At 68.6% G+C, this 24,096-nt stretch carries 20 protein-coding genes; 14 read left to right on the top strand and 6 right to left on the bottom strand.

The window, feature by feature from the left end; translation table 11 throughout:
- Positions 1-99 precede the first annotated feature (99 nt).
- Positions 100-978 (bottom strand): SDR family oxidoreductase, encoded by an 879-nt coding sequence (locus OXG83_08600; GenBank protein MCY3965084.1) that lies wholly within the window; start codon positions 976-978, stop codon positions 100-102.
- A gap of 171 nt (positions 979-1,149) precedes the next feature.
- On the opposite strand from OXG83_08600, the gene OXG83_08595 reads away from it, so the two are divergent.
- The gene (locus tag OXG83_08595) at positions 1,150-1,905 is read left to right on the top strand and encodes a tetratricopeptide repeat protein (GenBank protein MCY3965083.1); all 756 of its coding nucleotides are present in this window, start codon (positions 1,150-1,152) and stop codon (positions 1,903-1,905) included.
- Here OXG83_08595 and OXG83_08590 read toward each other — a convergent pair.
- Positions 1,902-3,206 (bottom strand): PQQ-binding-like beta-propeller repeat protein, encoded by a 1,305-nt coding sequence (locus OXG83_08590; protein MCY3965082.1) that lies wholly within the window; start codon positions 3,204-3,206, stop codon positions 1,902-1,904. The genes OXG83_08595 and OXG83_08590 overlap by 4 nt on opposite strands.
- A gap of 52 nt (positions 3,207-3,258) precedes the next feature.
- Here OXG83_08590 and OXG83_08585 point away from each other — a divergent pair, with 52 nt between their 5' ends.
- The 3 genes from OXG83_08585 (at position 3,259) to OXG83_08575 (ending at position 7,378) form a co-directional block, all read left to right on the top strand.
- On the top strand, positions 3,259-4,251 hold the full coding sequence (locus OXG83_08585) for an oxidoreductase (protein ID MCY3965081.1): 993 nt from the start codon (positions 3,259-3,261) through the stop codon (positions 4,249-4,251).
- Between the two features lie 112 nt (positions 4,252-4,363).
- Complete coding sequence (locus OXG83_08580; GenBank protein MCY3965080.1) at positions 4,364-6,346, top strand: PQQ-binding-like beta-propeller repeat protein; 1,983 nt, start codon at positions 4,364-4,366, stop codon at positions 6,344-6,346.
- A 60-nt stretch (positions 6,347-6,406) separates the two neighbouring features.
- Positions 6,407-7,378 carry an alpha/beta hydrolase gene (locus tag OXG83_08575; GenBank protein ID MCY3965079.1) on the top strand — a complete coding sequence of 324 codons (972 nt, stop codon included), beginning with the start codon at positions 6,407-6,409 and terminating at the stop codon, positions 7,376-7,378.
- 24 nt (positions 7,379-7,402) lie between these two features.
- Here the strand turns inward: OXG83_08575 and OXG83_08570 are convergent, their stop codons facing one another.
- The 3 genes from OXG83_08570 to OXG83_08560 form a co-directional block, all read right to left on the bottom strand.
- Positions 7,403-8,422 (bottom strand): hypothetical protein, encoded by a 1,020-nt coding sequence (locus tag OXG83_08570; protein ID MCY3965078.1) that lies wholly within the window; start codon positions 8,420-8,422, stop codon positions 7,403-7,405.
- 6 nt (positions 8,423-8,428) lie between these two features.
- Complete coding sequence (locus OXG83_08565) at positions 8,429-9,670, bottom strand: cytochrome c (GenBank protein MCY3965077.1); 1,242 nt, start codon at positions 9,668-9,670, stop codon at positions 8,429-8,431.
- A 167-nt stretch (positions 9,671-9,837) separates the two neighbouring features.
- Positions 9,838-11,409 carry a thiol-disulfide isomerase gene (locus OXG83_08560; GenBank protein ID MCY3965076.1) on the bottom strand — a complete coding sequence of 524 codons (1,572 nt, stop codon included), beginning with the start codon at positions 11,407-11,409 and terminating at the stop codon, positions 9,838-9,840.
- 236 nt (positions 11,410-11,645) lie between these two features.
- Here OXG83_08560 and OXG83_08555 point away from each other — a divergent pair, with 236 nt between their 5' ends.
- Genes OXG83_08555 through OXG83_08530 form a run of 6 tightly spaced genes read left to right on the top strand, consistent with a single transcriptional unit; the run spans position 11,646 to position 18,295 of the window.
- Positions 11,646-12,419 carry a c-type cytochrome gene (locus OXG83_08555; protein MCY3965075.1) on the top strand — a complete coding sequence of 258 codons (774 nt, stop codon included), beginning with the start codon at positions 11,646-11,648 and terminating at the stop codon, positions 12,417-12,419.
- Between the two features lie 2 nt (positions 12,420-12,421).
- Positions 12,422-14,092 carry a PQQ-dependent dehydrogenase, methanol/ethanol family gene (locus OXG83_08550; GenBank protein MCY3965074.1) on the top strand — a complete coding sequence of 557 codons (1,671 nt, stop codon included), beginning with the start codon at positions 12,422-12,424 and terminating at the stop codon, positions 14,090-14,092.
- 19 nt (positions 14,093-14,111) lie between these two features.
- Positions 14,112-15,494, top strand: coding sequence for a hypothetical protein (locus tag OXG83_08545; protein ID MCY3965073.1), 1,383 nt, complete (start codon positions 14,112-14,114; stop codon positions 15,492-15,494).
- A complete protein-coding gene (locus tag OXG83_08540; protein MCY3965072.1) occupies positions 15,478-16,323 on the top strand; it encodes a hypothetical protein in 846 nt (281 codons plus the stop codon). Before OXG83_08545 ends, OXG83_08540 begins: the two co-directional genes overlap by 17 nt.
- Entirely contained in the window at positions 16,323-17,516 is a 1,194-nt protein-coding gene (locus OXG83_08535; GenBank protein MCY3965071.1) for a hypothetical protein, read from the top strand. Before OXG83_08540 ends, OXG83_08535 begins: the two co-directional genes overlap by 1 nt.
- Positions 17,516-18,295, top strand: a complete 780-nt coding sequence (locus OXG83_08530) for a hypothetical protein (protein MCY3965070.1) — start codon at positions 17,516-17,518, stop codon at positions 18,293-18,295. The genes OXG83_08535 and OXG83_08530 overlap by 1 nt, the downstream gene beginning before the upstream one ends.
- 29 nt (positions 18,296-18,324) lie before the next feature.
- Here OXG83_08530 and OXG83_08525 read toward each other — a convergent pair whose 3' ends face one another.
- The gene (locus OXG83_08525) at positions 18,325-19,173 is read right to left on the bottom strand and encodes a GFA family protein (protein MCY3965069.1); all 849 of its coding nucleotides are present in this window, start codon (positions 19,171-19,173) and stop codon (positions 18,325-18,327) included.
- 241 nt (positions 19,174-19,414) lie between these two features.
- Here OXG83_08525 and OXG83_08520 point away from each other — a divergent pair, with 241 nt between their 5' ends.
- From OXG83_08520 to rsgA, 4 genes are read left to right on the top strand one after another with little or no spacing between them, the layout of a single operon-like run.
- Positions 19,415-20,980, top strand: coding sequence for an ABC transporter substrate-binding protein (locus tag OXG83_08520; protein MCY3965068.1), 1,566 nt, complete (start codon positions 19,415-19,417; stop codon positions 20,978-20,980).
- Positions 20,981-21,005: 25 nt separating this feature from the next.
- Complete coding sequence (locus tag OXG83_08515; GenBank protein ID MCY3965067.1) at positions 21,006-21,923, top strand: ABC transporter permease; 918 nt, start codon at positions 21,006-21,008, stop codon at positions 21,921-21,923.
- Positions 21,916-22,788, top strand: a complete 873-nt coding sequence (locus tag OXG83_08510; protein ID MCY3965066.1) for an ABC transporter permease — start codon at positions 21,916-21,918, stop codon at positions 22,786-22,788. The genes OXG83_08515 and OXG83_08510 overlap by 8 nt, the downstream gene beginning before the upstream one ends.
- Positions 22,788-23,888 carry a ribosome small subunit-dependent GTPase A gene (rsgA, locus tag OXG83_08505; GenBank protein MCY3965065.1) on the top strand — a complete coding sequence of 367 codons (1,101 nt, stop codon included), beginning with the start codon at positions 22,788-22,790 and terminating at the stop codon, positions 23,886-23,888. Before OXG83_08510 ends, rsgA begins: the two co-directional genes overlap by 1 nt.
- Positions 23,889-24,096: the final 208 nt, after the last annotated feature.

Below are 24,096 nucleotides of genomic sequence, written 5' to 3'. Positions count from 1 at the left end.
AACAGTCACATTAGTCAACATTCTACGCAAAACCGGCAGCGAACGTTGCGCGCCGGGACAAAGGTCCGAGGACGACCGCCTGTTCGGCGGACGGTCTGGCTACATCAGATCGCTGAAGTGGATCGGCTTGGGGAAGCTGGCGGATGCGGCGCGGATCTTCTCGCCGATCGCGGCGACGTCCCAGGGATCCTGGTCGTTCGGCCGGCTGGCGATCTCGAGCGATTGCCAGGCAAGGAGTGACACCTTGTTGCCGCCGACGGCGAAGATCCGGCCGGTGATGTCCGTCGCGTCGTCACTGCATAGCCAGACGACGGCCGGCGACACCTTCTCGGGTGCCAGCGGCTCGGCGGTCGTCTCCGGCATGATGTCCTCGGTCAGCCGGGACCAGGCGGCGGGAGCGAGCAGGTTCACCGTGACGCCGTACTTCGTTCCCTCGAGGGCCAGGCAGCGCATGAACCCGGCCATCCCCGCCTTGGCGGCGCCGTAGTTCGTCTGGCCGAAGTTGCCGAGCAGGCCCGAAGTCGAACTCGTCATGATGATGCGGCCGCCGGACTCCTGCTCGATCATCTGGTCGTACGCGGCCTTGGTCACGAGATACGTGCCGCGGAGGTGGACGTCGAGAACGATGTCCCACATCTCGTCGGTCATGTTCTTGAACGACTTGTCGCGCAGGATGCCGGCGTTGTTGATCGCGATGTCGAGCTTGCCGAACTCGTCCACGGCGCGCTGGACCATCGCCCGGGCGGCATCGCCGTCCGAGACCGAGCCGTAGTCGGCGACCGCCTGACCGCCCGCTTCGCGGATCTCCTGGGCGACCTGGTCGGCCATCGCGGTGCCGGCGCCGGTGCCGTCGCGCGCGCCGCCGAGATCGTTAACCACGACCGCGGCGCCTTCCTGCGCCAGGAGCAACGCGTGAGTGCGGCCGAGGCCGCCCCCAGCGCCTGTAACGAGTGCAACCTTGCCGTCGAGCAGACCCATGGTGGATTCCCTTCCCTATCGTCGTCCTGTCTTGATGTGGCGATGGCCGAAACGCGCGAAGTGTAGCCCGAAACACTGGGTGCGCCGGCGTGCTCGCCGGCATCCGGGCTGGTGCCGCGAAGCGGCGAGGCGATGCCGCGCTTGGGACATCGCCCCAGTAGAGTCCCGTTGATGACGATCCCGGCTGCGCGGTTCATCGCTGGAGCTTTGGCCGCGCTGTGCCTCAGCGCTGCTACGAACACCAGTTCAGCGCGACAGGCACAGCAAGACCGGGACGAACCCAGCGCCGCGATGCTGCTGCGGCAGGCAAGCCTTCACGAGTCCCGCGGTGACTACGAGGCGGCCATCGCCGGCTACGACCGCGCGATCGAGGTCGATCCGGGCGACTGGCAGCTCTATCTGCTGCGCGGATCGGCACGGTTTAAGGACGGCCGGATCGACGACTCGATCGAGGACTTCGACCGCGTCGTCGCGCTCGATCCGTCCCAGGATCCGTACCTGTGGCAGCGCGGTATCTCGTACTACTACGCCGGTCGTTTCGCCGATTGCCGCGGCCAGTTCGAGCGCCACCGTCTGGTCAACCCGAACGACGTGGAGAACGCCGTGTGGCACCTGCTTTGCGCCGCAGCCGAGGACGGCCTGGAGGCCGCGCGGGAGGGGATGCTGCCGGTCGGCCCGGATGCTCGCCGGCCGATGAAGGAGATCGACGCCCTGTTCCGGGGCAAGGGGAGCGTCGAGGAGGTCGAGGCCGCCGTGCGAGAAGAGGGTCCCGGCGCGCGCTTCTACGCCGATCTGTACCTGGGGCTCTACTACGAACTCGTGGGTGAGGCAGAGAAAGCCGCAACCTCGATCGAGCGCGCCGCGTCGCTACCGAACCGCGGCTACATGGTCGAGGTGGCCCGAGTGCACCGCGGGCTGAGTCCCTAGCCTGGTTCGCCAGCGATCGCCCAGAGGTGTCCGTCGGTGCGGATGTACCAGACGCCGCCGACGAGGGCGGGCGAGGCGATCGTCCGTTCGCCGATCCGGTTGACGTGGAGAAGCTCGAAGTCCGGACCTTCCCTGATGACGAAGGTCTCGCCGTTGTCGTTGGTAAAGAAGATCTTGCCTCCGGTGGCGACGGGCGCGGCGGAGAAGCCCTCGCGCATCCGCTCGCCCAGGCGTTCCTGCCACACGACTTCGCCGCTCTTCGCCTCGTAGACCGTGATCACGCTGACCATGTCGTTGACCATGTAGAGGTACTCGCCGACCAGCATCGGCGCGACGACGAAGGGTGATCCCTTCGCCGCGGTCCAGACGATGCGGCTGTCCGTCACGTCGCCGTTGCCGCCAGGACGGATCGCCAGGGTGGGGCCGGCGCGGCCGGAGGTGCTGAACAGCAGGTCGTGGCCGACTACGGGGCTGGGGATGACCTCGAAGGTCGTGCCGCTGGCGCGCCACAGTTCGCGGCCGTCTTCCGGCGCGTAGGCGATGACGTGGTGCTGGCTGTTGACGATGATCTCGTCGCGCTCCTCGCCTTCGTCGGTAGTGACCGAGATTGCGGCCGGCGAACTCCAGCCGACCCGGGTGTCCCGTTCGGTGCGCCAGAGTTCCTCGCCGGTGCGGCGGTCGAACGCAGAGATGAAGGACGGGGAGCGCTGCTGTTCTTGCACGACGATCAGCCGCTCGCCGAGCAGAAGCGGCGACGAGGCAGTGCCGTGGAAGGCGTTCAACTCGCCGAAGGACTTGTGCCAGACGATCTCGCCGTCCATATCGAGCGCCAGCAGGCCGTGGTTGCCGAGGTAGGCATAGACACGCTCGCCGTCGGCGGTGGGGGTCGACGAGGCGTGGCCGTTCTTCGGGTAGGCGCGCTCGGGATTGGCTTCGGGTGCCGCGGTGGTCCAGAGCCGCTTTCCCGTTTCCCGGTCGAAGGCGAGCACGGAGCGTCTGGCGCCGGCCGCCTCGGCCGTCGTCAGAAACAGCGCATCGCCCCATACGATCGGCGAGGAGTTGCCCTTGCCGGGGACGGCGACCTTCCAGCGCACGTTCTCCTCCGGGCCCCAACGGTCGACGTAGCCGCCGCCCGCAACTTCGCCCTGCCCGCTGGGACCGCGCCACTGTGGCCAGGTGGTGGCCGGGTCCGCGTCCGCCGGCGTCATTCGCGCCCGTTCGTTCGCGGCGGCGGGGTCGGCGGCAAGTGCCGTGAGGAGGAAGGCGAAGGCGAACAGGCGAAGTGGCGTCGTGTGGCTCATACCGCAATGATAGAACCTGCCGCGAATCGGAACCCACTGGGAGCAGCATGGAATGAGCCAGACCTTTCGAGCGGTCGTCGTCGACAAGGTCGACGATGAGCACACCGCCGGCCTGCGTGATCTGACGCTGAGCGACCTGCCCGGGCACGACGTGCTGGTCGATGTCGAGTACTCCACGTTGAACTACAAGGACGGTCTGGCGATCACCGGCGCGGCGCCGATCTGCCGTTCGGTGCCGATGGTCTGCGGCGTCGACCTGGCCGGGACGGTGGCGGAGTCCGCTTCGGACTCGTTCTCCCCCGGCGACCGCGTGCTGGTCAACGGCTACGGGCTGAGCGAGAGCCACTGGGGCGGTTACTCGCAGAAGGCGCGGATGAAGCCGGAGTGGCTCGTTCCGGTGCCGGACGCCTTCACCAACCTGCACGCGATGGCGATCGGCACTGCCGGGTACACGGCGATGTTGTGCGTGATGGCGCTGCAGGATCACGGTGTGACGCCGGAGAGCGGCGACGTCGTCGTGACCGGCGCCGCCGGGGGCGTGGGCTCGGTGGCGGTGGCGCTGCTGGCGCGGGCCGGCTACCGGGTGATCGCCTCCACCGGACGCGAGGCGGAACATGACTACCTGAGCCGTCTGGGCGCCGCCGACTTCATCGCCCGCGACACGCTGGCGGCGAAGCCGCGGCCGATCGGTCGGGAGAGCTGGGCCGGCGCGGTCGACGTCGTCGGCTCGACGACGCTGGCGAACCTGATCGCCCAGACCCGCTACGGCGGCTGCGTGGCCGCCTGCGGACTGGCCGGCGGCATGGACCTGCCGTCGAGCGTCTATCCCTTCATCCTGCGCGGCGTGGTGCTCGCGGGCGTCGATTCCGTGATGGCACCAATGGAGCGGCGCCGGGAGGCCTGGCGCCGCCTGGCCGCGGAGCTTCCGGTCGACCTGCTGTCCGAGATGACGTCGGTCGAGCCGATGAGCCGGATCGAGGAACTGGCGGCGTCGATCCTGGCGGGCCAGACGCGTGGCAGGGTGGTCATCGACGTCAACGCGTGATCGACCGGGCGGGAGAATGCGAGTGAACTCGGGAACGCGGCTAGGAGTCCTGGCGGCGACCCTCTGCCTTGTTGCGCCCGCTTCGGGCGCCGCTCAGGATAGCGAGTGGCCGGTGACCACCGGCGACAAGGGCGCGCAGCGCTACTCGCCGCTCGACCAGATCGACGCGGGCAACGTCGGCGAGCTCGAGATCGCCTGGCGCTGGTCGTCGCCCGACAACGATCGCGTGGCAGAGGATCGACGGCTGCGCAGCCGGCGGATGCAACCCGGTGGCCACCAGGTGACGCCGATCAAGATCGGTGACCGCCTATACGCGACGACCGGCCTGAGCCAGATCGCCGCGCTCGATCCGGCGACCGGCGAGACGGAGTGGGTCTACGATCCGGAGGCCTACGACGCCGGCCGCCCCACGAACCTCGGTTTCGTCCACCGGGGCGCCAGCCACTGGCCCGGGAGGCCAGCCGGCGACGGGGCCGAGGCGGTGCCCGCACGGCTCTTCTACGGCACCGGCGACGCCCGGCTCCTGGCGGTCGACCCGTTCACCGGCGAGCCGGTCGGCAGCTTCGGCGACGGCGGAGTGGTCGACCTGACGGAGGGTCTGCGCCGCGAGGTCAGACGTCGCCGCGCCTACGCCGTCAGTTCGCCGGTCATGGTGTGCCGCGACACGGTGATCGTGGGCGCTTCGATATCGGACGCCCCGAACCACCCCGACGCGCCGCCCGGCGACATCCGCAGCTTCGATCCGGTGACCGGCGAGCTGCGCTGGACCTTCCACTCGATTCCGCAGCCGGGCGAGTTCGGGCACGACACCTGGGAGAACGACTCCTGGCAGTACACGGGCAACGCCAACGTGTGGACGCTGATCACCGCGGACGAGGATCTCGGGCTCGTCTATCTGCCGTTCGGCACGCCGACCAACGACTGGTACGGCGGCCACCGGCTGGGCGACAATCTGTTCGCGGAGAGCCTGGTGGCGCTCGACTGCGAGACCGGCGAGCGCAAGTGGCACTTCCAGGCGATTCGTCACGGGCTGTGGGACTACGACCTGGTGACGCCGCCCATCCTCGGCGAGATCGAGGTCGACGGCCGGGAACTCAAGGTCGCGGCGCAGCTCAGCAAGCAGGGTTTCGTCTACGTCTTCGATGCGGACAGCGGCGAGCCAGTGTGGCCGATCGAGAACCGGCCGGTGCCGCGGAGCACCGTCCCCGGCGAACGCTCGGCGCCGACCCAGCCGTTTCCGAGCAAGCCGCCCGCGTACGAGCGCCAGGGCATGCACGAGGACCAGTTACTTGACCTCACTCCGGAGATCCTCGAGCGGGCGAAGGAGATCCTGGAGCAGTACGACTACGGTCCGCTCTACACGCCGCCCTCGTTGCGCGGTACCTGGCAGGTGCCCGGATGGGGCGGCGGAGCGAGCTGGCCTGGCGGCGCCTTCGATCCGGAGACCGGCTGGCTGTACGTGCCGTCCTTCAACCGGCCGGTGGTGCTGACGATCAAGAAGCCGGATCCGAACCGGTCGTCCTTCGACTACATCGGTTCCATCCAGATCAGCCCGCCCGGTCCCTTCGGGCTGCCGATCGTCAAGCCGCCTTACAGCCGGATGACGGCCTACGACCTGAACCGGGGCGAGATCGAGTGGATGCGGCCACTGGGACAGGGGCCGACCGGACATCCAGCGATCCGCGATCTGGACCTGGAGCCGATGGGCTCGGGCTCGCGCGCCCACGTGCTGCTGACGCCCGAGCTGCTGTTCGTGGGACTGGAGGCCGCGGTTCACCCGGATGCCGAGATGGAGACCGAATCAATGGACCTCGAATCGTCGGCGCTCGAGGAACTGGCCGTGGCGGACGAGGAGCAGGCGGCCGCTCTCGCCCAGATCGCGGCGAGCCGCGACTGGCGCTTCGAACCGTCGACCTTCTCGGCTCTGGACAAGACGACCGGCGAGACGATCTGGTCGGTGGAGATCGAAGCCGGCGTCGGCGGGTCGCCCATGACCTACCTGCATGGGGGTCGCCAGTACGTGGTCCTCGCCGTGGGCGGCAGCGGCGTACCGTCGCAGTTGATCGCGTTCGCGCTGCCTGGAGAAACAGGCTGAGTTTCCGCGCGTACAATCCCTCGGGCACCTTTCCGCACCGAGCAACGAAGGAGAACGAAGATGTGGCGAGCTGGCGAACGGACGAACCGACGGCGTTTGGCGGCTGTTGCCGCCTCCGCTTTCCTGCTGGCATCGGTAGGGGGAGCGGCGATGGGCAGTGATCTGATGGATCGCGTGGAGCACGGCTACGCCGACTCGAACGGCGTCAAGATCCACTACGCCTCGATCGGCGAGGGTCCCCTGGTCGTGATGATCCACGGCTTCCCGGACTTCTGGTACTCGTGGCGGCACCAGATGGAGGTTCTGTCGAGCGACTTCCAGGTTGTCGCGATCGACCAGCGCGGCTACAACAAGAGCGACCAGCCCGACGGCGACGAGAACTACGACATGCGCTATCTGGTCGGCGACGTGGCGGCCGTGATCCGTCACCTCGGTCGGGACAAGGCGACGATCGTCGGGCATGACTGGGGCGGAGCGGTCGCCTGGCAGTTCGCGTTCCATGTGCCGCAGATGACGGAGCGGCTGATCATCCTGAACCTGCCGCACCCGAACGGCATGGGCCGGGAACTCGCGAACAATCCGGAGCAGCAGCAGAACAGCGGTTACGCCCGCAAGTTCCAGGAAGGCAGCCCCAGCGATCCGGACATCTTCTTCGGCATGCCGATGACGCCGCAGACGCTCTCCGGCTGGGTGCGGGACGAGGACGCGAGGAAGCACTACCAGGCGGCGTTCGAACGCTCCGACTTCGACGCGATGCTGGCCTACTACAAGCGGAACTATCCGCGCGAAGGCGGTGGCGGCATCGGCCAGGCGGAGGGCCAGGAAACGCCCCGTTTGGCCATGCCGGTGCTCCAGTTCCACGGCCTGGACGACACGGCGCTGCACTCCGACGGCCTGAACAACACCTGGGACTGGCTGGACAGCGACCTGACCCTCGTCACCGTGCCGGGCGCGAACCACTTCGTGCAGGAGGACGCGGCCGACCTCGTCTCGACGACGATGAAGTGGTGGTTGTTGTCGCGGGTGGAGTAGGTCCGCCAGCGATTGCCACCGGTACTACCAGCGCGGTCGCGTGCTGACGTAGGCCGGGTCGTCCGTCAGTTGAACGACCTCGCCTGTCTCGATCTCGATCTTCCAGATCTCCCAGTTCCCGGAGCGATCCGACTCGAAGACGATCCAGCGGCCGTCGCGGGAGAACCAGGGGTGGCCGTCGTTCGCGTCGGACGTGGTCAGCCGGCGCTGGTTCGAGCCGTCGATGTCGGCCAGGAAGATGTCGTCCGTCGGGCCGGTCTGGTTCGTCTGCCAGGCGATCGTCCGCCCGTCGGGTGAGACGGCGGGCCGGCGATGCCGATGATCCCGGTCGGTGAGCGCGGTGTACGTACCCTGGCCGTAGCCGTCGAAGCGGATGATCGCGATCTCCATTCGCCGTTCGCCGTTCTCGGGCTCGTCTTCGGCCTGGAACAGGACGGCCCGTCCGAGGCCGACACCGTTGCCAACCGCGAGCGTCGTCGTGTTCGAGGCGTCGATCTGGCGGCGGTCGCTCAGCTCGAGGATCAGGCCCTTGTTGAAGCCATCGCCCTCAGGACAGTTCCGGGCGTAGACGAGCTGCCGGGTGATCGGCGAGATGCTGGCGTGGTGAACGGCGCAGCCCTCGACTTCGCGCAGCACTTCGCGTTCGCCGGTCGCGAGGTCTTCGCGGAAGATCCGGGCGCCGGCCGTAACACCTGCTTCGGCGTCGGTGAACTCGGCGTAGACCACGCTCCTGAGGTCGAAGGTCAGGGAGGGGTGGTCCAGGTGCTGGGGAACGCCCTTGCGCACCAGGCGCACACCGCTGCCGTCCCCCTCCATGATCCAGATGTCGGCGCCGCCGTAAAAGCCGGGGATCGTGGGCGTGGCGCCTGTGTTGGCGAAGCGCTGAAAGACGATCGGCGCCGTGAACTCGGGCTCCGCCGCCGCCGGCGAAGCAGCGGCATCCTCGCCTGATGGCGACTCCCCGTTGCCGGCGCAGCCGAGCGCCATCGCCGCGAAGATCAGAGGCGCTCGGACCGTGACGCTGGTGACGCGCGGACGCGCCACCAGGGTTCACTGGCCGGCGGGACCCGCCGGGGTCGCCGCCTTGGCTGCGCCGCTGTCGGCGGCGACGTAGTCGATGAAGCCGATCAGCATCTCGTCTGTCGACTCGGCGCCCCAGGTGACGTCGACCGTCGGGTCCGGGTTGTGCGGGTTGTCGGCCGAGTTGTCGAACGAGGCCGAGACTTCGATCCGGGTCCCGGCCGGCAAGCGGAGCGGCTCGACCAGGTCGTAGGACGTCTGCCAGTTGAAGTCGTAGCGGCTGACGCTCAGCAACTCCCGCTGCTCGCCGTCGGGCAGGAAGGCGGTATAGGTCATCGACTTGCCGCGGTAATGCATGTGGGGCGTGAACGAGCGGACAACGACGTCCTGATCGAAGACGTGGGTCGCCTGCGCCCGGTAGTCGGCTTCACCGGCGGGGATGTGGAACGCCGTGTTCAGGATCCAGAGGTTGACCAGCTCCCTCTCGACCTCCTCGGGCTCGGCGAACCAGAGGGCGACGCGGGTCCGGTCGGTCGCCGCCTCGCCGTTCGGGTGGTAGTGGAAGTCGCCGAGCAGGTTCTGCCCCTTCGGCAGCAGGCGGCCGGTGCCCGGCGGGAAGTGCTGGGGCGCGAAGCCGGCGGCCCAGGCACCGACCCAGCCTTCCTGGTCGGGGTCGTCGTCGTCACCCCGCCACAGGATGAAGTGATGCAGCACCGAGCGATCGCCGGCCTGGACCTCGATTGCGCGAATCCAGCGATCCTCCTCGAACCCGGTCTTGATCGGGATGTCGAGGAACTCGTCCGGTCCGTCGGCGGCGACTTCGTGGGGATCGAACTCGTACACCCAGTCCGGCTCGCCGAAGGTCCACTCGCTGGCCTTCTCCGGCTTCTCGTAGACGGGCTCGTCACCGTCGCCGCGGGGCGCGCCGTTGGCCGCCCAACGGGTGATCGCCGCGATCTCGTCGTCGCTGAGGCTGATGTCGTTCGCCCACGGTCCGTAGCCCGGATCGGCGTCCCAGGGCGGCATGTCCCGGTTCTCGACCGCCCTCGCGATCGACCGCGCCCACGGGCGCGCTTCGCGGTAGGTGCGCAGCGACATCGGCGCGATCTCGTCGGGCTGATGGCAGGAGGCGCAGTTCTCGTGGAGGATCGGCGCGACGTCGTCGACGAAGGTGGGCTGGTCGACGTTCACGCCGGCGGCGATGGCCGGCGCGAGGAGGAGCACGGTAGCGGCGCCAGCCAGGGGACGGATCAGGCGGAGGGCTCGGGACATGGGGATTCTCCCGGACTGGTGGAGGAAGGGGGAACTCGCGGGAAGTGTACGTTACGCGGCCGTCTTGCATGAACCGGCCGCCAGGTTGGCGCCGGCCTGAACGGCCGGCACGTTCACCTGGCCGCCTTCGGCGGCAGCCGGCGAGGACGCCGACGCACCCAGTGTGGCTAGCCCGTCGGCAGGGTGGCAGGCGTCTCGTTCTCGGCCGGCGTGCCGACCAACTCGCCTGGACCCATGTCCATCCGCAGCGTGCCGTCCTCCTGGATGGAACCCTTGAGTTGCATCGTGTTTCCGGGCGTCTCCGCGGTGGCTGTCACGTCGTTGCCGTCCCAGACGATGTCGACGATCGGTGCCGGCAGCACGAGGGTGCCGAACTGGACGAACCAGCCGCCCGGGACGCCGCCGCGGGGCAGGAGCATGGCGGTCGGCTCGGGTCCCTTGCCCGGCTGGCGTTGTACGTCGAAACGCCACGCCTGGCCGGGATGAGTCTGGGCCAGTTCCGCCAGCTTGGCGAGCACCGGGCTCGCCGGCTTGGGACTGACGCCCTCGGCGGCCACGAAGTCGACGAATCCGATCAGCATTTCGTCGGTCGAGTCCGTGCCCCAGGTGACGTCGATCGTCGGATCGGGGTTGTGGGGGTTGTCGGCCGAGTTGTCCCAGTGCGCGGTGACTTCGACCCGGGTACCGGCCGGCAGGGCGACCGGCTCGACGAAGTTGTAGCCGGTCTGCCAGTTGAAGTCGTAGCGGCTGACGCTGAGCAGCTCCATCTCGCCGCCGTCGGGCAAGTGCGCGGTGTACTTCATGTCCTTGCCGCGGTAGTGCATGTGGGGAGCGAGCGAGCGGATGACGACGTCCTCGGTGAACACGTGGTTCGCGCGTGCCTCGTAGTCCGGATCGCCGGCGGGGATCCTGAACGTGGAGTTCATGACCCAGAGGTTGATCAGTTCCTTCTCGACCTCCTCGGGCTCGGCGAACCAGATGCCGATGCGGGTCTTGTCGGTCGTGGCCGTGCCGTTCGGGTGATAGTGGAAGTCGCCGAGCAGGTTCTGGCCCTTGGGTACCAGGCGTGCTGTGCCTGCCGGAAACTCGTTGGCCTTGGCGCCGGCGGCCCAGGCGTCGAGCCAGGCGTCCTGGACCTCGCTGTCGGGAGCGGCGCGCCAGAGGATGAAGTGGTGGACGACCTCGCGGTCGCCGGGCTGGACCTCGACCGCCCGGATCCAGCGGTCCTGGTCCCAGCCGGTCTCGACCGGGATCACGGCGAACTCGTCGGGGCCGTCGGCCGCAACCTCGAACGGATCGAACTCGTAGACCCAGTCCGGTTCGCCGAACGTCCAGCCGGCCTCTCGCGCTGGCGCCTCGTAGACGGGTTCGTCGCCGTCGCCGCGGGGAGCGCCGCTGCTTGCCCAGCGGGTGATGGCCTCGATCTCAAGGTCGCTCAGGGAGATGTCGTTCGAGAAGGGGCCGTAGCCCGGGTCGGCGTCCCAGGGCGGCATGTCGCGGTTCTCGACCGCCCGGGCGATCGAACGCGCCCAGGGGCGCACCTCGCGGTAGGTGCGGAGCGACATCGGCGCGATTTCCTCCGGCTGGTGGCAGGAGGCGCAGTTCTCGTGGAGGATCGGCGCGATGTCGTCGACGAAGGTGGGCTGGTCCAGGTTCAAGGCGTGGCTCGCGACGGGAACGGCGAGCGCAGCGACGGCGGCGACCGTGATCGCGTCGCGGAGCAGGGGAATCCGGTTCATATCCAAGTCCTTGAGAGCGGGTTGAAGCGAGTTCATGGAAACACGACGGCCGCCGGATGCGTTTACAACTCAGGGTGTTGCACTCTGTGACCGCGGTGGTTTCGACAGTACCCGACTATACGGCGCTCGTGGCTTCGGGTTGCGGCTTCTGGCCAGATCGCAGTGCTACGCTCGACGGCATGTTTCCGGTCGAATCGGCGCGCAGGCGAGGCTTCCTTCCGGCGGCGGTCCTCCTCGTGTCGAGTCTCTTGTTGGCCGACGGCCTGGCCGCCCAGAACGTGCTTTCGAGAGCGCTCCAGGAGCGCATTCAGGAGAACCCGCACACGACCGAAGCGGACGTCGAGGCCGGCGCCAAGGTGTTCCGCCGCAGTTGCTCGCTCTGCCACGGCGCCGACGGCACCGGCGGCGACGGCCCCGACCTGACCCGTGGCGTGTTCCGCCACGGCAGCAGCGATGCCGCGCTGTTCCGGAACATCCTGACCGGCATTCCGAACACGGGGATGGGCGGCATCTACCAGCCGGACAAGTCGATCTGGCAGGTCGTGGCCTACGTTCGCTCGCTCAGCCGAGCCGGCGGGGCGGAAGAGTTGCCGGGCGACGCGAGACGTGGCCGGATGCTGTACATGAGCCGCGGCTCCTGCTCCGATTGCCACCGCCTGAACGGTTCGGGCGGCCGCATCGGGCCCGATCTGAGCGACCTGGGTTGGCGGCGCGCTCCGGTTCACATCCGCGCTTCCATCGTCGACCCCTCGGAGGAGATGGCCGCCGACTACCGCACGGTCGAGGTCAGGACCAGTGACGGCGGTGTCGTCCGGGGCGTGTTGCGCAACGAGGACCGCTACTCGATCCAGCTCCTCGACGAGTTCGAGAACCTGCGGTCCTTCCAGAAGACGGATCTTTCAGCGGTGGCCAAGCCTGAAGAGTCCCTGATGCCGCCACTCAGCAGTTTCTTCCGCGGCCGTGACCTGGACGATTTGGTCGCCTACCTCTACTCGCTGCGGCCGGAGTGAACATGAAAAACACTGGGTGCGCCGGCGCTCCCGCCGGCATCCGGCTCGCAGCGCCGGCTCTGAAGAGGCCGCTCGGCGCTGTCGCTTTCCTGGCCCTCCTGCTCGCGGCGGCGGGCGTGTCCGCCCAGAGCGGCGTTTCCTACGAACGACTGCGGGCGGCGGCCGACGAGCCGGGCAACTGGCTCATGTACTCCGGCCAGTACGACAGCCAGCGTTTCAGCCGCCTGGACGCGATCAATCGCTCGAATGCGGCGGATCTTCAGCTCCGCTGGGTTCATCAACTGCCGACGCTTGGACGTGTTGAAACCACGCCGCTGGTCGTCGACGAGGTGATGTACGCGACGACACCGGACAACGTCGTGATCGCGCTCGATGCACGCACTGGCCGGCGGTACTGGTCCCACGCTCACGAGCTGCCGGATCAACTCGCACTCTGCTGCGGCAAGCAGAACCGGGGCGTGGCCATTCGCGGCGACCGGCTCTACATGGGCACCGTTGACGCGCACTTGCTTGCCCTGGACGCCAAGACCGGCGGGGTGATCTGGGACACCGAAGTGGGTTCCCCGCGAACGGGGCACTCGATCACGGCCGCGCCCATGATCATCGGCGACCTCGTCATCACGGGAATCGGCGGCGGCGAGTACGGCATCCGGGGTTTCCTGGACGCGTACGACGCGGGCACCGGCGAACTCCGCTGGCGTACCTACACGATTCCGGGACCGGGCGAACCAGGCAACGAAACCTGGGAGGGCGACTCCTGGGAGACGGGCGGTGCGCCGACCTGGATGACGGGCTCCTACGATCCCCAACTCGATCTCCTCTACTGGGGTACGGGCAATCCGGGGCCGGACTGGAACGGCGAGGTGCGCGAGGGCGACAACCTTCACTCGGACTCGGTGCTGGCGATCCGTCCGGAGACCGGCGAGATCGTCTGGGCCTTCCAATTCACGCCCCACGACGTCCACGACTGGGACGCCTGTCAGGTGCCGATTCTGTTCGACGCGGAGTACCAGGGCGAGCAGCGCAAGCTGATGGCCTTTGCCAACCGGAACGCGTTCTTCTACCTGCTGGACCGCGAGACCGGCGAGTTCCTGTTCGCGCGCGAGTTCGCGCGGCAGACCTGGGCCGAGGGGATCGACCAGGACACCGGCCGCCCGATCCGGGTCCCGAACATGCTCCCCAGCGAGGAGGGCACCCTCGTCTCGCCGACGATCGGCGGCGCCGCGAACTGGTTCTCGCCCACGTACAGCCCCGACACCGGCCTGTTCTACATCCAGGCCTACGACGCCGAGATGCTCTACTACATGGCCGAGGCGGAGTACGAGGAGGGTGAGCTCTTCGTCGGCGGATACGGCAAGCCGGCCGGGCCCGCCGACCAGTACGTCAGCGCGGTGCGCGCGCTCGATCCGCTGACGGGCGACCGCGTCTGGGAGTACCGGGTGCAACCCCGGTCCAGATCCGGGCTGCTCGCCACGAAGGGCGGACTGGTCTTCGGGGGCAGCGTGGCCGGCATCTTCTACGCTCTCGACGCCGAGACCGGCGACGAGCTCTGGCACCGTCGGCTTGGCGGCGACGTCCACGCGGCCCCGATCAGCTACGAGGCAGGCGGACAGCAGCACGTGACTCTCGCCGCCGGCCGGGCGCTGTTCACGTTCGCGTTGCCTGCGGAGTAGGGACCCCGTCCAGCCGGCGATGAAGGTCTTCCCGGAACTGCTGATCGAGGATCTGCGCGCGGAGATCGAGCCGGAACGGCTGGGACGTCAGGCGGGAGAGCGGGGGATGCCGCCGCTGAACGCGACGGACGACCCCGGGCAGACAGAGATCGAGGAGTTCATCGAGGCGAAGAAGAACGACGCGGTGAGGATCCGCGACGAGCAGCTCGAACAGGTCGACAATCACCTGGACCAGCTCGACCAGGCGGTGCTCGCCGGCGACCTGGAATCGTCGGCGCGCAAGGCCGCGACCGAGTTCAGGGAGGTGGAACAGAGTGAACTCCAGGCGCTCAAGGCGAGCCTGCACGAGTTCGAGCGGAAACGGCGGGACTTCTTCGACTTCAAGCACCGCAATGGACTGGACCGCGAGCCGGACTACGTGAGCCAGCGGACGACGCTGTTGCTGGTGGGTCTGATCGTCCTGCTGTTCGTGATCGAAAGTGGCTTGAACGGCGCCTTCCTGGCCGTCGGCAGCGAGGGCGGGCTGGTGGGCGGATGGGGTCTGGCGCTGGGCTTCAGCGTCGTGAACCTCGTGCTGCCGGCCCTGTTCTTCGGCCCTGTGAGCCGCTACGTGAGCCACATCCACGTGCTCCTGAAGGCGGTGGGAGTGCTGGCGATCCTGGGGTGGCTTGCGACCGCCCTCGTGCTCAACCTGGGGCTCGCGCACTTCCGGGACGCCTCGGCCGATCTGATCGAGAACGTCGGCGCCGAGGCGCTGAGCCGCTTTCAGGCTTCGCCGCTCGGGCTGCAGGACGCGGAATCGTGGCTTCTCTTCGTGCTCGGCTTCTTCTTCTCGGGCGTTGCCTTCTTCGACGGCCGGAAGCTGTTCGGCGATTCCTATCCCGGCTACTCCCGGAAGCACCGCAAGATGGAGGAGGCGCGGGCCGACTACGACGACCTCTGGCAGGACGTGGTGGACCAGTTGCGCAGCATCCGGGAAGACGGCCTGGACGCGATCCGGCGCACGGCGCACCAGGCGAAGAGCCAGCCGGTCGAACGGCGGCGCGCGCTCGAGAGCGAGACGAAACTGCTGGCCGGGTTCGACGGCCACGTCGAGCAGTTGCAGCGCTTCGGGACGATGCTGATCGAGGAGTACCGGGAGGCGAACCGCTCGGTCCGTTTCGACCGCGGTACGCCCGAGGCGTACAGCAGGTCCTGGAGGATGGATCCGCCGGCGCCGCACCGGCGGCGCCGCGAGCCGGTTGCGGTCGAAGACGTGGATCTGGACGGATTGAACGAACAGTACGAGTCCGCGCTGGGCCGCGTACACGGGGAGTGGGAACAGACCCGGGCGCGGTTGGACCTCGAGGGCTCGATGTCCGATCCGGCGGAGGCCGTTTCCGCGAATGGCGGCGGCTCGTAGACGGCGGGGCCGCCGTTCGCGGCGGGGCGATCTCTCGCCGCGCGATCTGGCGATCGGCGGGGCCATCGGTGTCGTCGCGCTCGTGCTGCTTGTCGTTGCCGCGCGCTTCACGGTGTTCGCCCCGAAGCCGCCGGATCGTGACCCCGAGACGGGTTGTCCAGAGGCCGGGCCCGCGGCCCTGACCGCGATCCTGGTCGATGTCACGGACCAGGTCGGCGCGATCAGCCGCGCCGACGTGCTCGCGCATTTGGACGAGTACGTCGCGGACAGCCGGGAGGACGAGATGGTCCTTGCCTATGAGGCGAAGCCGGTGGGAGACGAAATCGGGGCCCCGCTGCTCTCGGTCTGCCATCCCGGCGATCCCGACGAGGCCAGCGAGTGGACGGAGAACCCGCGGTTGATCCGGCGACGCCTGGAGGAACGGTTCGAGCGCCCGCTCGAGCAGCTCTTCGCCGAGTTGCTCGGCCGGGATGCGGCGCCGACCTCGCCGCTGATGGAGAGCGTGCAGAGCGTGGCGGTATCCGTCCTTGGCCGGCACGAGTACGCGGACCTTCCGAAGCGTCTGATCCTGGTTTCCGACCTGATGCAGAACACGCGCAACCTCTCCTTCTTCCGCCAGGCGGTCGACTACGACGCCTTCGCGGCGACGAACGGCGCCGGCGCGCTGCGCACCGACCTTCGGGGAACCGCGGTCGAGGTCCTGTTCGTGCAGCGCACGGCCCACCAGCGTCTGGACGGCACCCGCGGCCTGATCGACTTCTGGCAGCAGTGGATCGAGGACCAGGGAGGCACCCTGAATCGGGTCATGCGCGTCGACGGCATGAACTGATGCCCGTCGTATCGCGGCAACGGTCGATGGATGCCGAGCCGCGGAGCGGCCGTGGGCTGTTCCTGGCGTTCTTCCTTGGCGGGGGCGTCCTCATCCTGCTGATGAAGTCGTTGACGGCCAGCCCGCTTCTGGCCGTTGTGCTGCCGGTCGTCCTGATGGGCAGCTACGCCTGCCTGCTCGTGGAGTGGCCGGACCTGCGGCCGAGGTACGACTTCGCGGGCGACAACTTCTACTACCTGGGCTTTCTCTACACGCTGATCTCGCTGGCCATCTCGCTGTACCAGTTCAACACCGAGGGGGCGACGAGCGCCATCATCACGAACTTCGGTCTGGCGCTGACCAGCACGATCCTCGGTCTGGCCGGACGCATCCTCCTGAACCAGCCGCGGGACGAGGAAGAGGCGGAAGCGCGGGCGCGCGAAGACCTGGCCCGGGCGAACCGCCGACTGCGGGCCGAGATGGAGTACTCGATCGACGAGTTCCAGCAGTTTCGGGCGGAGGCGAGGCGGGTGTTCGAGCAGCTCGATCAGGGCGTCACCGGCGCGGGCGCCGCGCTCGAACGGCAGCTCGAACACCTGGAGAGCGGCGCGGCCCGGTTCGGAGCACTCCGGCAGCGCGTCGGCGAGGTCGATGAAGCCGCCGCCGCGGCGGTCCGCGACATCCAGGCGCAGCGGGAGCGCTTCGTTTCCGAGTCGCAGGCTGTGAGCGACTCCGTTCAGCAACTGCTCGCGAACTTCCGTTCCGTCGACTTCCGGCGGGAGTTCATCGAGGAGTTGATCGAACCGACGTCGGAGCAGTTCCGTGGCCTGGCGCGGGAGTTCCTGTCCGTCGCGGAGGGTCTTCGGCGCATCGAGACGAGCCAGCTGCGGGTCTTGGAGCAGAACCAGAGCGCGGTGGCGCGCTTGACGGAAATCCTCGATGAGAACCGCCGCTTCTCCCAGGCGAACGCCCGGGCGGCGAACGGCTTCCGGAACGCGACCGACGCCCTGGTTTCCCTGCGGGCGCAGATCGATCGCTACAGCGAGGGCACGCGGGCGGTCGTTAGCGAACTGGCGGCGGCGCGGCGGCAGTTGCACGACGCGCCGGAGCGGATGGAGGCGATGAACAGGTCGCTGCTGCGCATGGCGGACAGACTCGACAGCGTCGCCGAAGAGGGCGGCCGGCGGCGCGAGTTGCAGCGCTGGGGTCTCTGATGACGGAGCGCGGCCGGACGTTCCCGCGCGGCCTGGTCCTGGGCTTGACGATGGCCGAGATCGCGATTCTGATCATCTTCGTCCTGCTGCTCGCCCTGGCCGCCCTGCTCGCGCGCGAGGCGGACAGGCGGCAGGCCGCCGAGCGGGAACTCGTCCGCTTCGAGCAGATCGCCGCTCTGTTCGAGGCGGAGGCGCTGCCGGAGGATCCGGTGGCGCTCGGGGCCGTGTTGCGTGAGCGGGTGGATGATCACCGGGACGCGGACAATTGGCGGGAACTCGTGCGCGAGATCGAGACGACGCCGGACGTACTGCGCGAGATGGCCGATGCGATGAGCGCCGCCGCGCGCGCGGGCATGTCGCCGGCGGAGGTTCGCGACGCGATCGAGAGCCGGCAGGTGGGTGGCGGCTCGGACTATCCGAGCTGCTGGTACGACCGCGACGGCACGGTCGCCTACCTCTTCGATGTGGCTCTCGTGGGCCGGGGCTTCGTGGTGGACCTGGCGAGAGCTCCCCAACATGAGGCCGAGCGCGCTCTGTTGCCCCTGGACCTCGTGCAGACCCGAAGCGTGGTCTCCCAGGCCCAGTTCCTCCGGCAGACTCGACCGGTGTACGAGTGGAGCATCGAGCGGGGGTGCCGTTTCTTTGTTCGCGCCTTCGACGTGACGGCCGCCGATCAGAAGGACCTCTACAAGCGCCGGATGCGCGTCCTCGAGTCCCGGTTCTACAAAAACGCGAACCCGACCGGCGGCCTGCCGGCGGGTCTTCGCGCCGCGCGCTGAGAACGGGTTCCGCGCCCCGCGTGGCGGCGCTATTCCGGGTACTCGGCGAAGCAGGGAACGCTCTCGTCGAGAGCGCTCCACGGCGCCCTGGAGCCGACGAAGATGTTCACGGCCGGCTTGGCGCCCGGGTCGGCGTCCAGCGAGCCGGCCGGAATCTGCATCCCGCCGGGATCCCGGAGCCGGGGCACCAGGCTGCCGCAGTGGCGGCAGAACGCGGTGCCCTTGATGTCCGCTTCCGGCATCTTGTAGTCGACGACCGCGTCGCGGCCGCCGAGCCAGCAGAAGGCATCCTCCGCGACGAAGATGAACGTGCCGTAGGCGGCGCTCGTCTGGCGGCGGCACCGGGAGCAGTGGCAGTTCACCATGCGTTCCGGCGGGCCATCGAACTCGTAGGTCACGACGCCGCAGAGGCAGCTTCCCGGTGTGGCGCCGCGCGTCTGGGCTTCCCGAACCGGCCGCTCGATCCCGGCCGGAGCGCCCCAGTCGGGCGGGTACTCCTCGTGCTGGGGCAGATCGTCGACGATCGTGTGCCACGGCGCCTTCGAGCCGGCGAAGATGTGCAGCGTGGGCCGGATGCCCGGATCCTCGGCAACGCTGCCCATCGTGACGAGGGAGACGGAGCCGCCCTCGGGGTTGGCCGGCACGCCGGAACCGCAACGCGGGCAGAAATGCCGGACTCCGTGCGGCGAGGACTGGTAGTGGACGATCTTCTCCTCGCCACGCGTCCAGCGGAAGAACTTCGGGTCGACCGCGCTGAAGGTGGCGTAGGCGGAGCCGTGAAACTTCCTGCACACCGAGCAGTGGCAGTGCGCGATCTCGATCAGATCGCCGTCGACCTCGAATGTGACGTCTCCGCAGAGACAGGTGCCCGTGAGCATGACTCAGCAATCCGTGCCGTGAGGTCGGTTTCCGGTGAGCAGATTGTGGAGGTGCGTATGTTGCCTGGTCGCGAAAGTCGGGGTCGGAGCCTGCGAGCGTACTCCGTTCACCAGCGTGGTGACCCGACTCCGCTACCGAGGCGGTGGCGCACCTTCCCCGGGCAGACACGAGGGCTGCCCGCAAGGGGCACATGGAAGCTGCGCCGCCTGGAAAGTTAGCACGCTACGGTAGGTTCCCTCCATGCGGCGTGGAGTTCTAGTGGCGGCCCTGGCCGCGGCCTGTCTGCTGCCGCTGCCGCTTGCAGCCGAGGATGGAGACGCTGCGGCCGACGCCCACGTCACGGTCGCGTTCGCCGCCGAGCCGACCCAGATCGACCCCACGCGGACCTCGGCCGGCGTCGACCAGTACTTCATGGCGCTGTTCTACGAGCAGTTGCTGACGGCCGGGCCGGACCTCAAGCAGCGGAACTGGCTGGCCGAGTCCTGGCGGTTGTTCGAGCGCGACGGAGTGTGGCTGATTGGCGTCGAGTTGCGGCGGGGTGTGCGGTTTCACAACGGCGACGAACTGACGGCGCACGATCTCCGCTACTGCTACCTCCGCCAGCGGGATCCGGGCCTGTCGCGCCAGGCGGGACGTTGGCGACACGTGGCCGACGTCCGGGTGCTTGGCGACCACGAACTGGAGATCGTCTTCAAGGGGCTGCCGGACTCGGCGCTGCTGCCGCTCAACCTCGACCTCTGGGCGATCCCGCGCCGGTACTACGAGGAGGTCGGGAACGAGGGGGTACAGGCGCACCCGATCGGCACCGGGCCCTGGAAGTTCGTGTCGCGCAGCGTGCGGGAGGAGATCGTCGTCGAGCGGTTCGACGACTACTGGGATCCCGACTCGCTGCCGGGAATCCGCCGGCTGACGATCAAGATCATCCCGGAGGACACGACCCGGGTCGCCGCCTTCAAGACCGGCGCCGTCGACTGGATCGACGCGGTGCCGCCGGCCCAGGTCGCCGACTTCGAGCGCACGCCCGGCGTCAAGGTCGCGTCGCTTCCGACGAGCAACAACCTGTTCCTCGCCTTGAACGCTCTCGACCCGAGGAGTCCACTGGGAGATGTCCGCGTGCGTCGGGCAGTGGCGCACGCGATCGATTTCGACGCGATCATCGAGTACATCCTGCATGGGCAGGGCATCCGGACGATTCAGGTGACGCCGGGGGCGCCCGGCCATGACCCCGCGCTGAAGCCGTACGCCTTCGACCCGGACCGCTCCCGCGAGCTGCTGCGGCAGGCCGGCTATGGCCGCGGCATCAACGTGAACTGCTACAACCTGACCACGCCCCGCGAGCCGTATCTCAAGGAAGTCGGCGAGGCGATGTTCGCCTACCTGACAGCGGCGGGCATCCGCTGCCGGATCGTGCAGCTTGAGTACGGCGCGTGGATCAACCTCGGCCGCCGCGATGCCCGCCCCGAGATGGACGGCATCGCGAGCTGGATGTGGGGGCACGGCGCTTTCGGCGATCCGACCGACCCGTGGGGTGGCCACCTTCATTCCTGGCGCGACGGTTGGGGCTGGTACTCGTACCACGACGACCCGGAACTGGACGAGATGGTCGAGACCCTGCGCGTGACGGTCGAGCCGGACGCGAAGGAGGCGCTGATCCGAGAGATCGCCCGGCTCAAGCACGAGCGGGTGGCCGGCGGCGTGCCGACTTACCGGCCTCTCGTGACGCTGGCCTGGCGTGACACGCTGCGTTTCGAGCCCTGGCCGCAGGCGAATTGGCGCATGATGCGGGACATCGGCCCGGCGGACTAGCCGGTCCCTTGAATCCGACGAGGCCATGCGCGCCTACCTGATCCGCCGGCTCTGGCAGGGCGCGGTGGCGGTTCTCGGCGCGCTCCTGATCGTCTTCGTGGCGCAACGTCTGGCCGGAGACCCGGTCGCTCTGCTGCTGCCGATGGACGCTTCGGAAGAGGACTTCGCGGCGATGCGCGAAGCCCTGGGGCTCGATCGGCCGCTGCCGATCCAGTTCCTCGTCTTCCTGCGTGACGCGTTCACCGGCGACTTCGGTGAGTCGTACCAGTGGCAGGCGCCGGCGATGGCGCTGCTGCTCGAGCGCCTGCCGGCGACCCTGGAACTGGCGCTGGCCGGGCTCGCCTTCGCGTTGCTCCTCGCCGTGCCGCTGGGGGTGATGTCCGCCGTCTACCGTGGCCGGTGGGTCGACCGTCTGGCGAAGGTGCTGGCGCTTCTGGGCCAGGCCATGCCGGGATTCTGGGTAGGCCTCCTGCTCATCCTGTTCCTGGCCGTGAGGCTCCAATGGCTGCCGGCCTTCGGCCGCGAGGGACCGCTTCATCTCGTGCTGCCGGCGGTGGCCCTCGGCTGGTATCCGGTTGCCGCGATGACGCGCACCCTGCGCTCCTCGATGCTCGACATCCTGGACAGCGACTACATCCGCACCGGTCGGGTGATGGGGCTGCCCGAACGCACCGTCATCTGGCGCTACGCGCTGCGCAATGCCGCCGTGCCCCTGGCGACGATGATCGGCGTCTACTTCGCGAACATGCTCGGCGGCGCGTTCGTCATCGAGGTCGTGTTCGCCTGGCCGGGGGTCGGTCGGGCGGTGGTCGACGCCGTTTTCGCGCGGGACTTTCCGGTCGTGCAGGCCGGGGTCGTACTGTCGGCGGTCATCTTCGTCGTCGTGAACCTCCTCGTCGACCTGAGCTACGGGCTGATCGATCCGAGGATCCGCCATGGCTGAGCGACCGATCGCGAACCCGGGAGGGGCACGGCCGGTCCACGAGCGGCGGATGCCCGTCGTCTCCTGCGTGGTTCTGGGCCTGGTCCTGCTGTGCGCCGTCGCCGGACCGTGGTTCGCGCCTCACGAGGCCTCGGAGATCGCGCTTGCCGAGTCAATGACGCCCCCTTTCTGGCGGTCCGGCGGCAGCCTCGACTATCCGCTCGGAACGGACATGCTGGGGCGTGACATCCTGAGCCGGATCATCGCCGGTGCCCGCGTCTCGGTGACGGTGGCGGTCTACGCCATCGCCCTCTCCGGCGGCATCGGCGCCGCGCTGGGCATCTCGGCGGGCTACTTCGGTGGGATCGTCGACGCCGTGATCTCGCGGCTGATCGACATCCAGATGTCGATCCCGGCGATTCCACTCGCGATGCTGTTCGCCGCCGTGTTGCCGCCCGGCGAAGGGATGGTGATCACGATCATCGTCCTGACCTACTGGACCTGGTATGCGCGGATCGTCCGCGGCGAGGTGCTCAGCCTGCGCGAGCGGGACTTCATCACGGTCGCCAAGGTCGCGGGCGTCTCGAGTCCCATGATCCTGATCCGGCATTTGACCCCGAACGTCCTGAACACGCTGCTCGTGCTGGCGACGCTCCAGTTCGGCAGCGTGATCGTCTTCGAGGCGGGGCTGAGCTTCCTGGGGCTTGGCATCCAGCCGCCTCAGGTGTCGTGGGGCGGCATGCTCGCCGACGGCCGCAACTTCATCGAGGTCGCCTGGTGGCTGATCACGATGCCGGGGATCGCGATCATGGCTTCGTGTCTGGCGTCGAACCTTCTGGGTGACTGGCTGCGTGACACGTTCGATCCGAAACGGCGGATCACCTAGTGGCCGGCGTGAACGAAGGCGGGCTGGAAGCCTGGGGTTGGGCGCCTGACTTCGCCGAGTCCTGCGGCCGGTTTCTGGAGTCCGCTGCTTCGCCCGAGCACCTGTTCCCGGCGCGCGTGGTCTCGATATCGCGAGGCGTCTTCCACGTTGCCGCCGCGGAGGGTGAGATCGACGCCAGGGTCCTGAAGCGTGTTCGGACCTCGGTCAGCGGGCCGCCGGCAGTCGGCGACTGGGTGGTCGTTGAGTCGTTCTCGGTTCCCGGCGTCGATCCGAGGATCGTCCACGTGCTCGATCGCCGGAGCCGCCTGTCACGCAAGGCGGCGGGCGCGCGAACGGAAGAGCAGGTCGTGGCCGCCAACGTCGACGCCGTGTTCCTGGTGATGGGCCTCGACGGCGACTTCAACCCCCGGCGCCTCGAGCGCTTCGTCGCCATGGTCCGGGAGAGCGGCGCCGAGCCCGTGGCGGTGCTGACCAAGGCGGACCTCTGCGCCGACCCGGAGGCTAGGCGCGCACAGGCCGAGCAGGCGGCGCCGGCAACGATGGTCGTTGCGGTCAATGCCCTGGCGGGCGAGAACCTGGAACCGCTCGCGGAGCATCTGGCGGCTGGCAGGACGGTGGCCATGGTCGGCTCCTCGGGTGCGGGAAAGTCGACCCTGCTCAACGCGCTCTGCGGCGAAGTGGTCATGCGCACGGCCCCGGTGCGGGAGGGCGACGACCGCGGCCGCCACACGACGACTCACCGGCGGCTGGTCCAGTTACCGGGCGGCGGTCTCCTGATCGACAACCCGGGGATCCGCGAACTCCAGCTCTGGGCCGACGACGAGGGCAGCCTGGAGGAGACGTTCGACGACATCGAGGAACTCGCCGTCGGCTGCCGCTTCCGTGACTGCGGCCACGGACGCGAGCCCGGCTGCGCGGTCCAGGCGGCGATTCGGGACGGCTCGCTGGACTCGGCCCGGCTACGCAACTACAACGACCTCCGGGAAGAGCAGCGCCGGCTCGAGCAGCGCCGCGACGAGGCGTCCCGTCGCGCCGGGGAGCGAAAGCTGGGCGCCTTCTACAAGTCCGTCCAGCAGGCCAAGAAGAACCGGCGCTGGTAGCGCTTGCCGCAGCGGCTTCGGCCCATGCCCGGAGGTCGGCGCATGAGCCGAACGGACCGTAGCTGAGGTAGGTCCAGATCCGACCGTCGACATCGGCCGCGGTCGCCTCGTACAGGTCTTCGGCGTGGCGTCCGGGATCGAGGGGCTCAACGCGACAATGGTGCCCAACAAGCGACCGGCACGGCGGGAGCGGCGGGGCGCTCCAGTC

It is taken from the genome of Acidobacteriota bacterium, from assembly GCA_026707545.1.
Lineage (GTDB): Bacteria > Acidobacteriota > Thermoanaerobaculia > Multivoradales > Multivoraceae > Multivorans.
The sequence above is the reverse complement of the archived record's forward strand: the minus strand, read 5'-3'. Positions and strand labels throughout refer to the sequence as shown.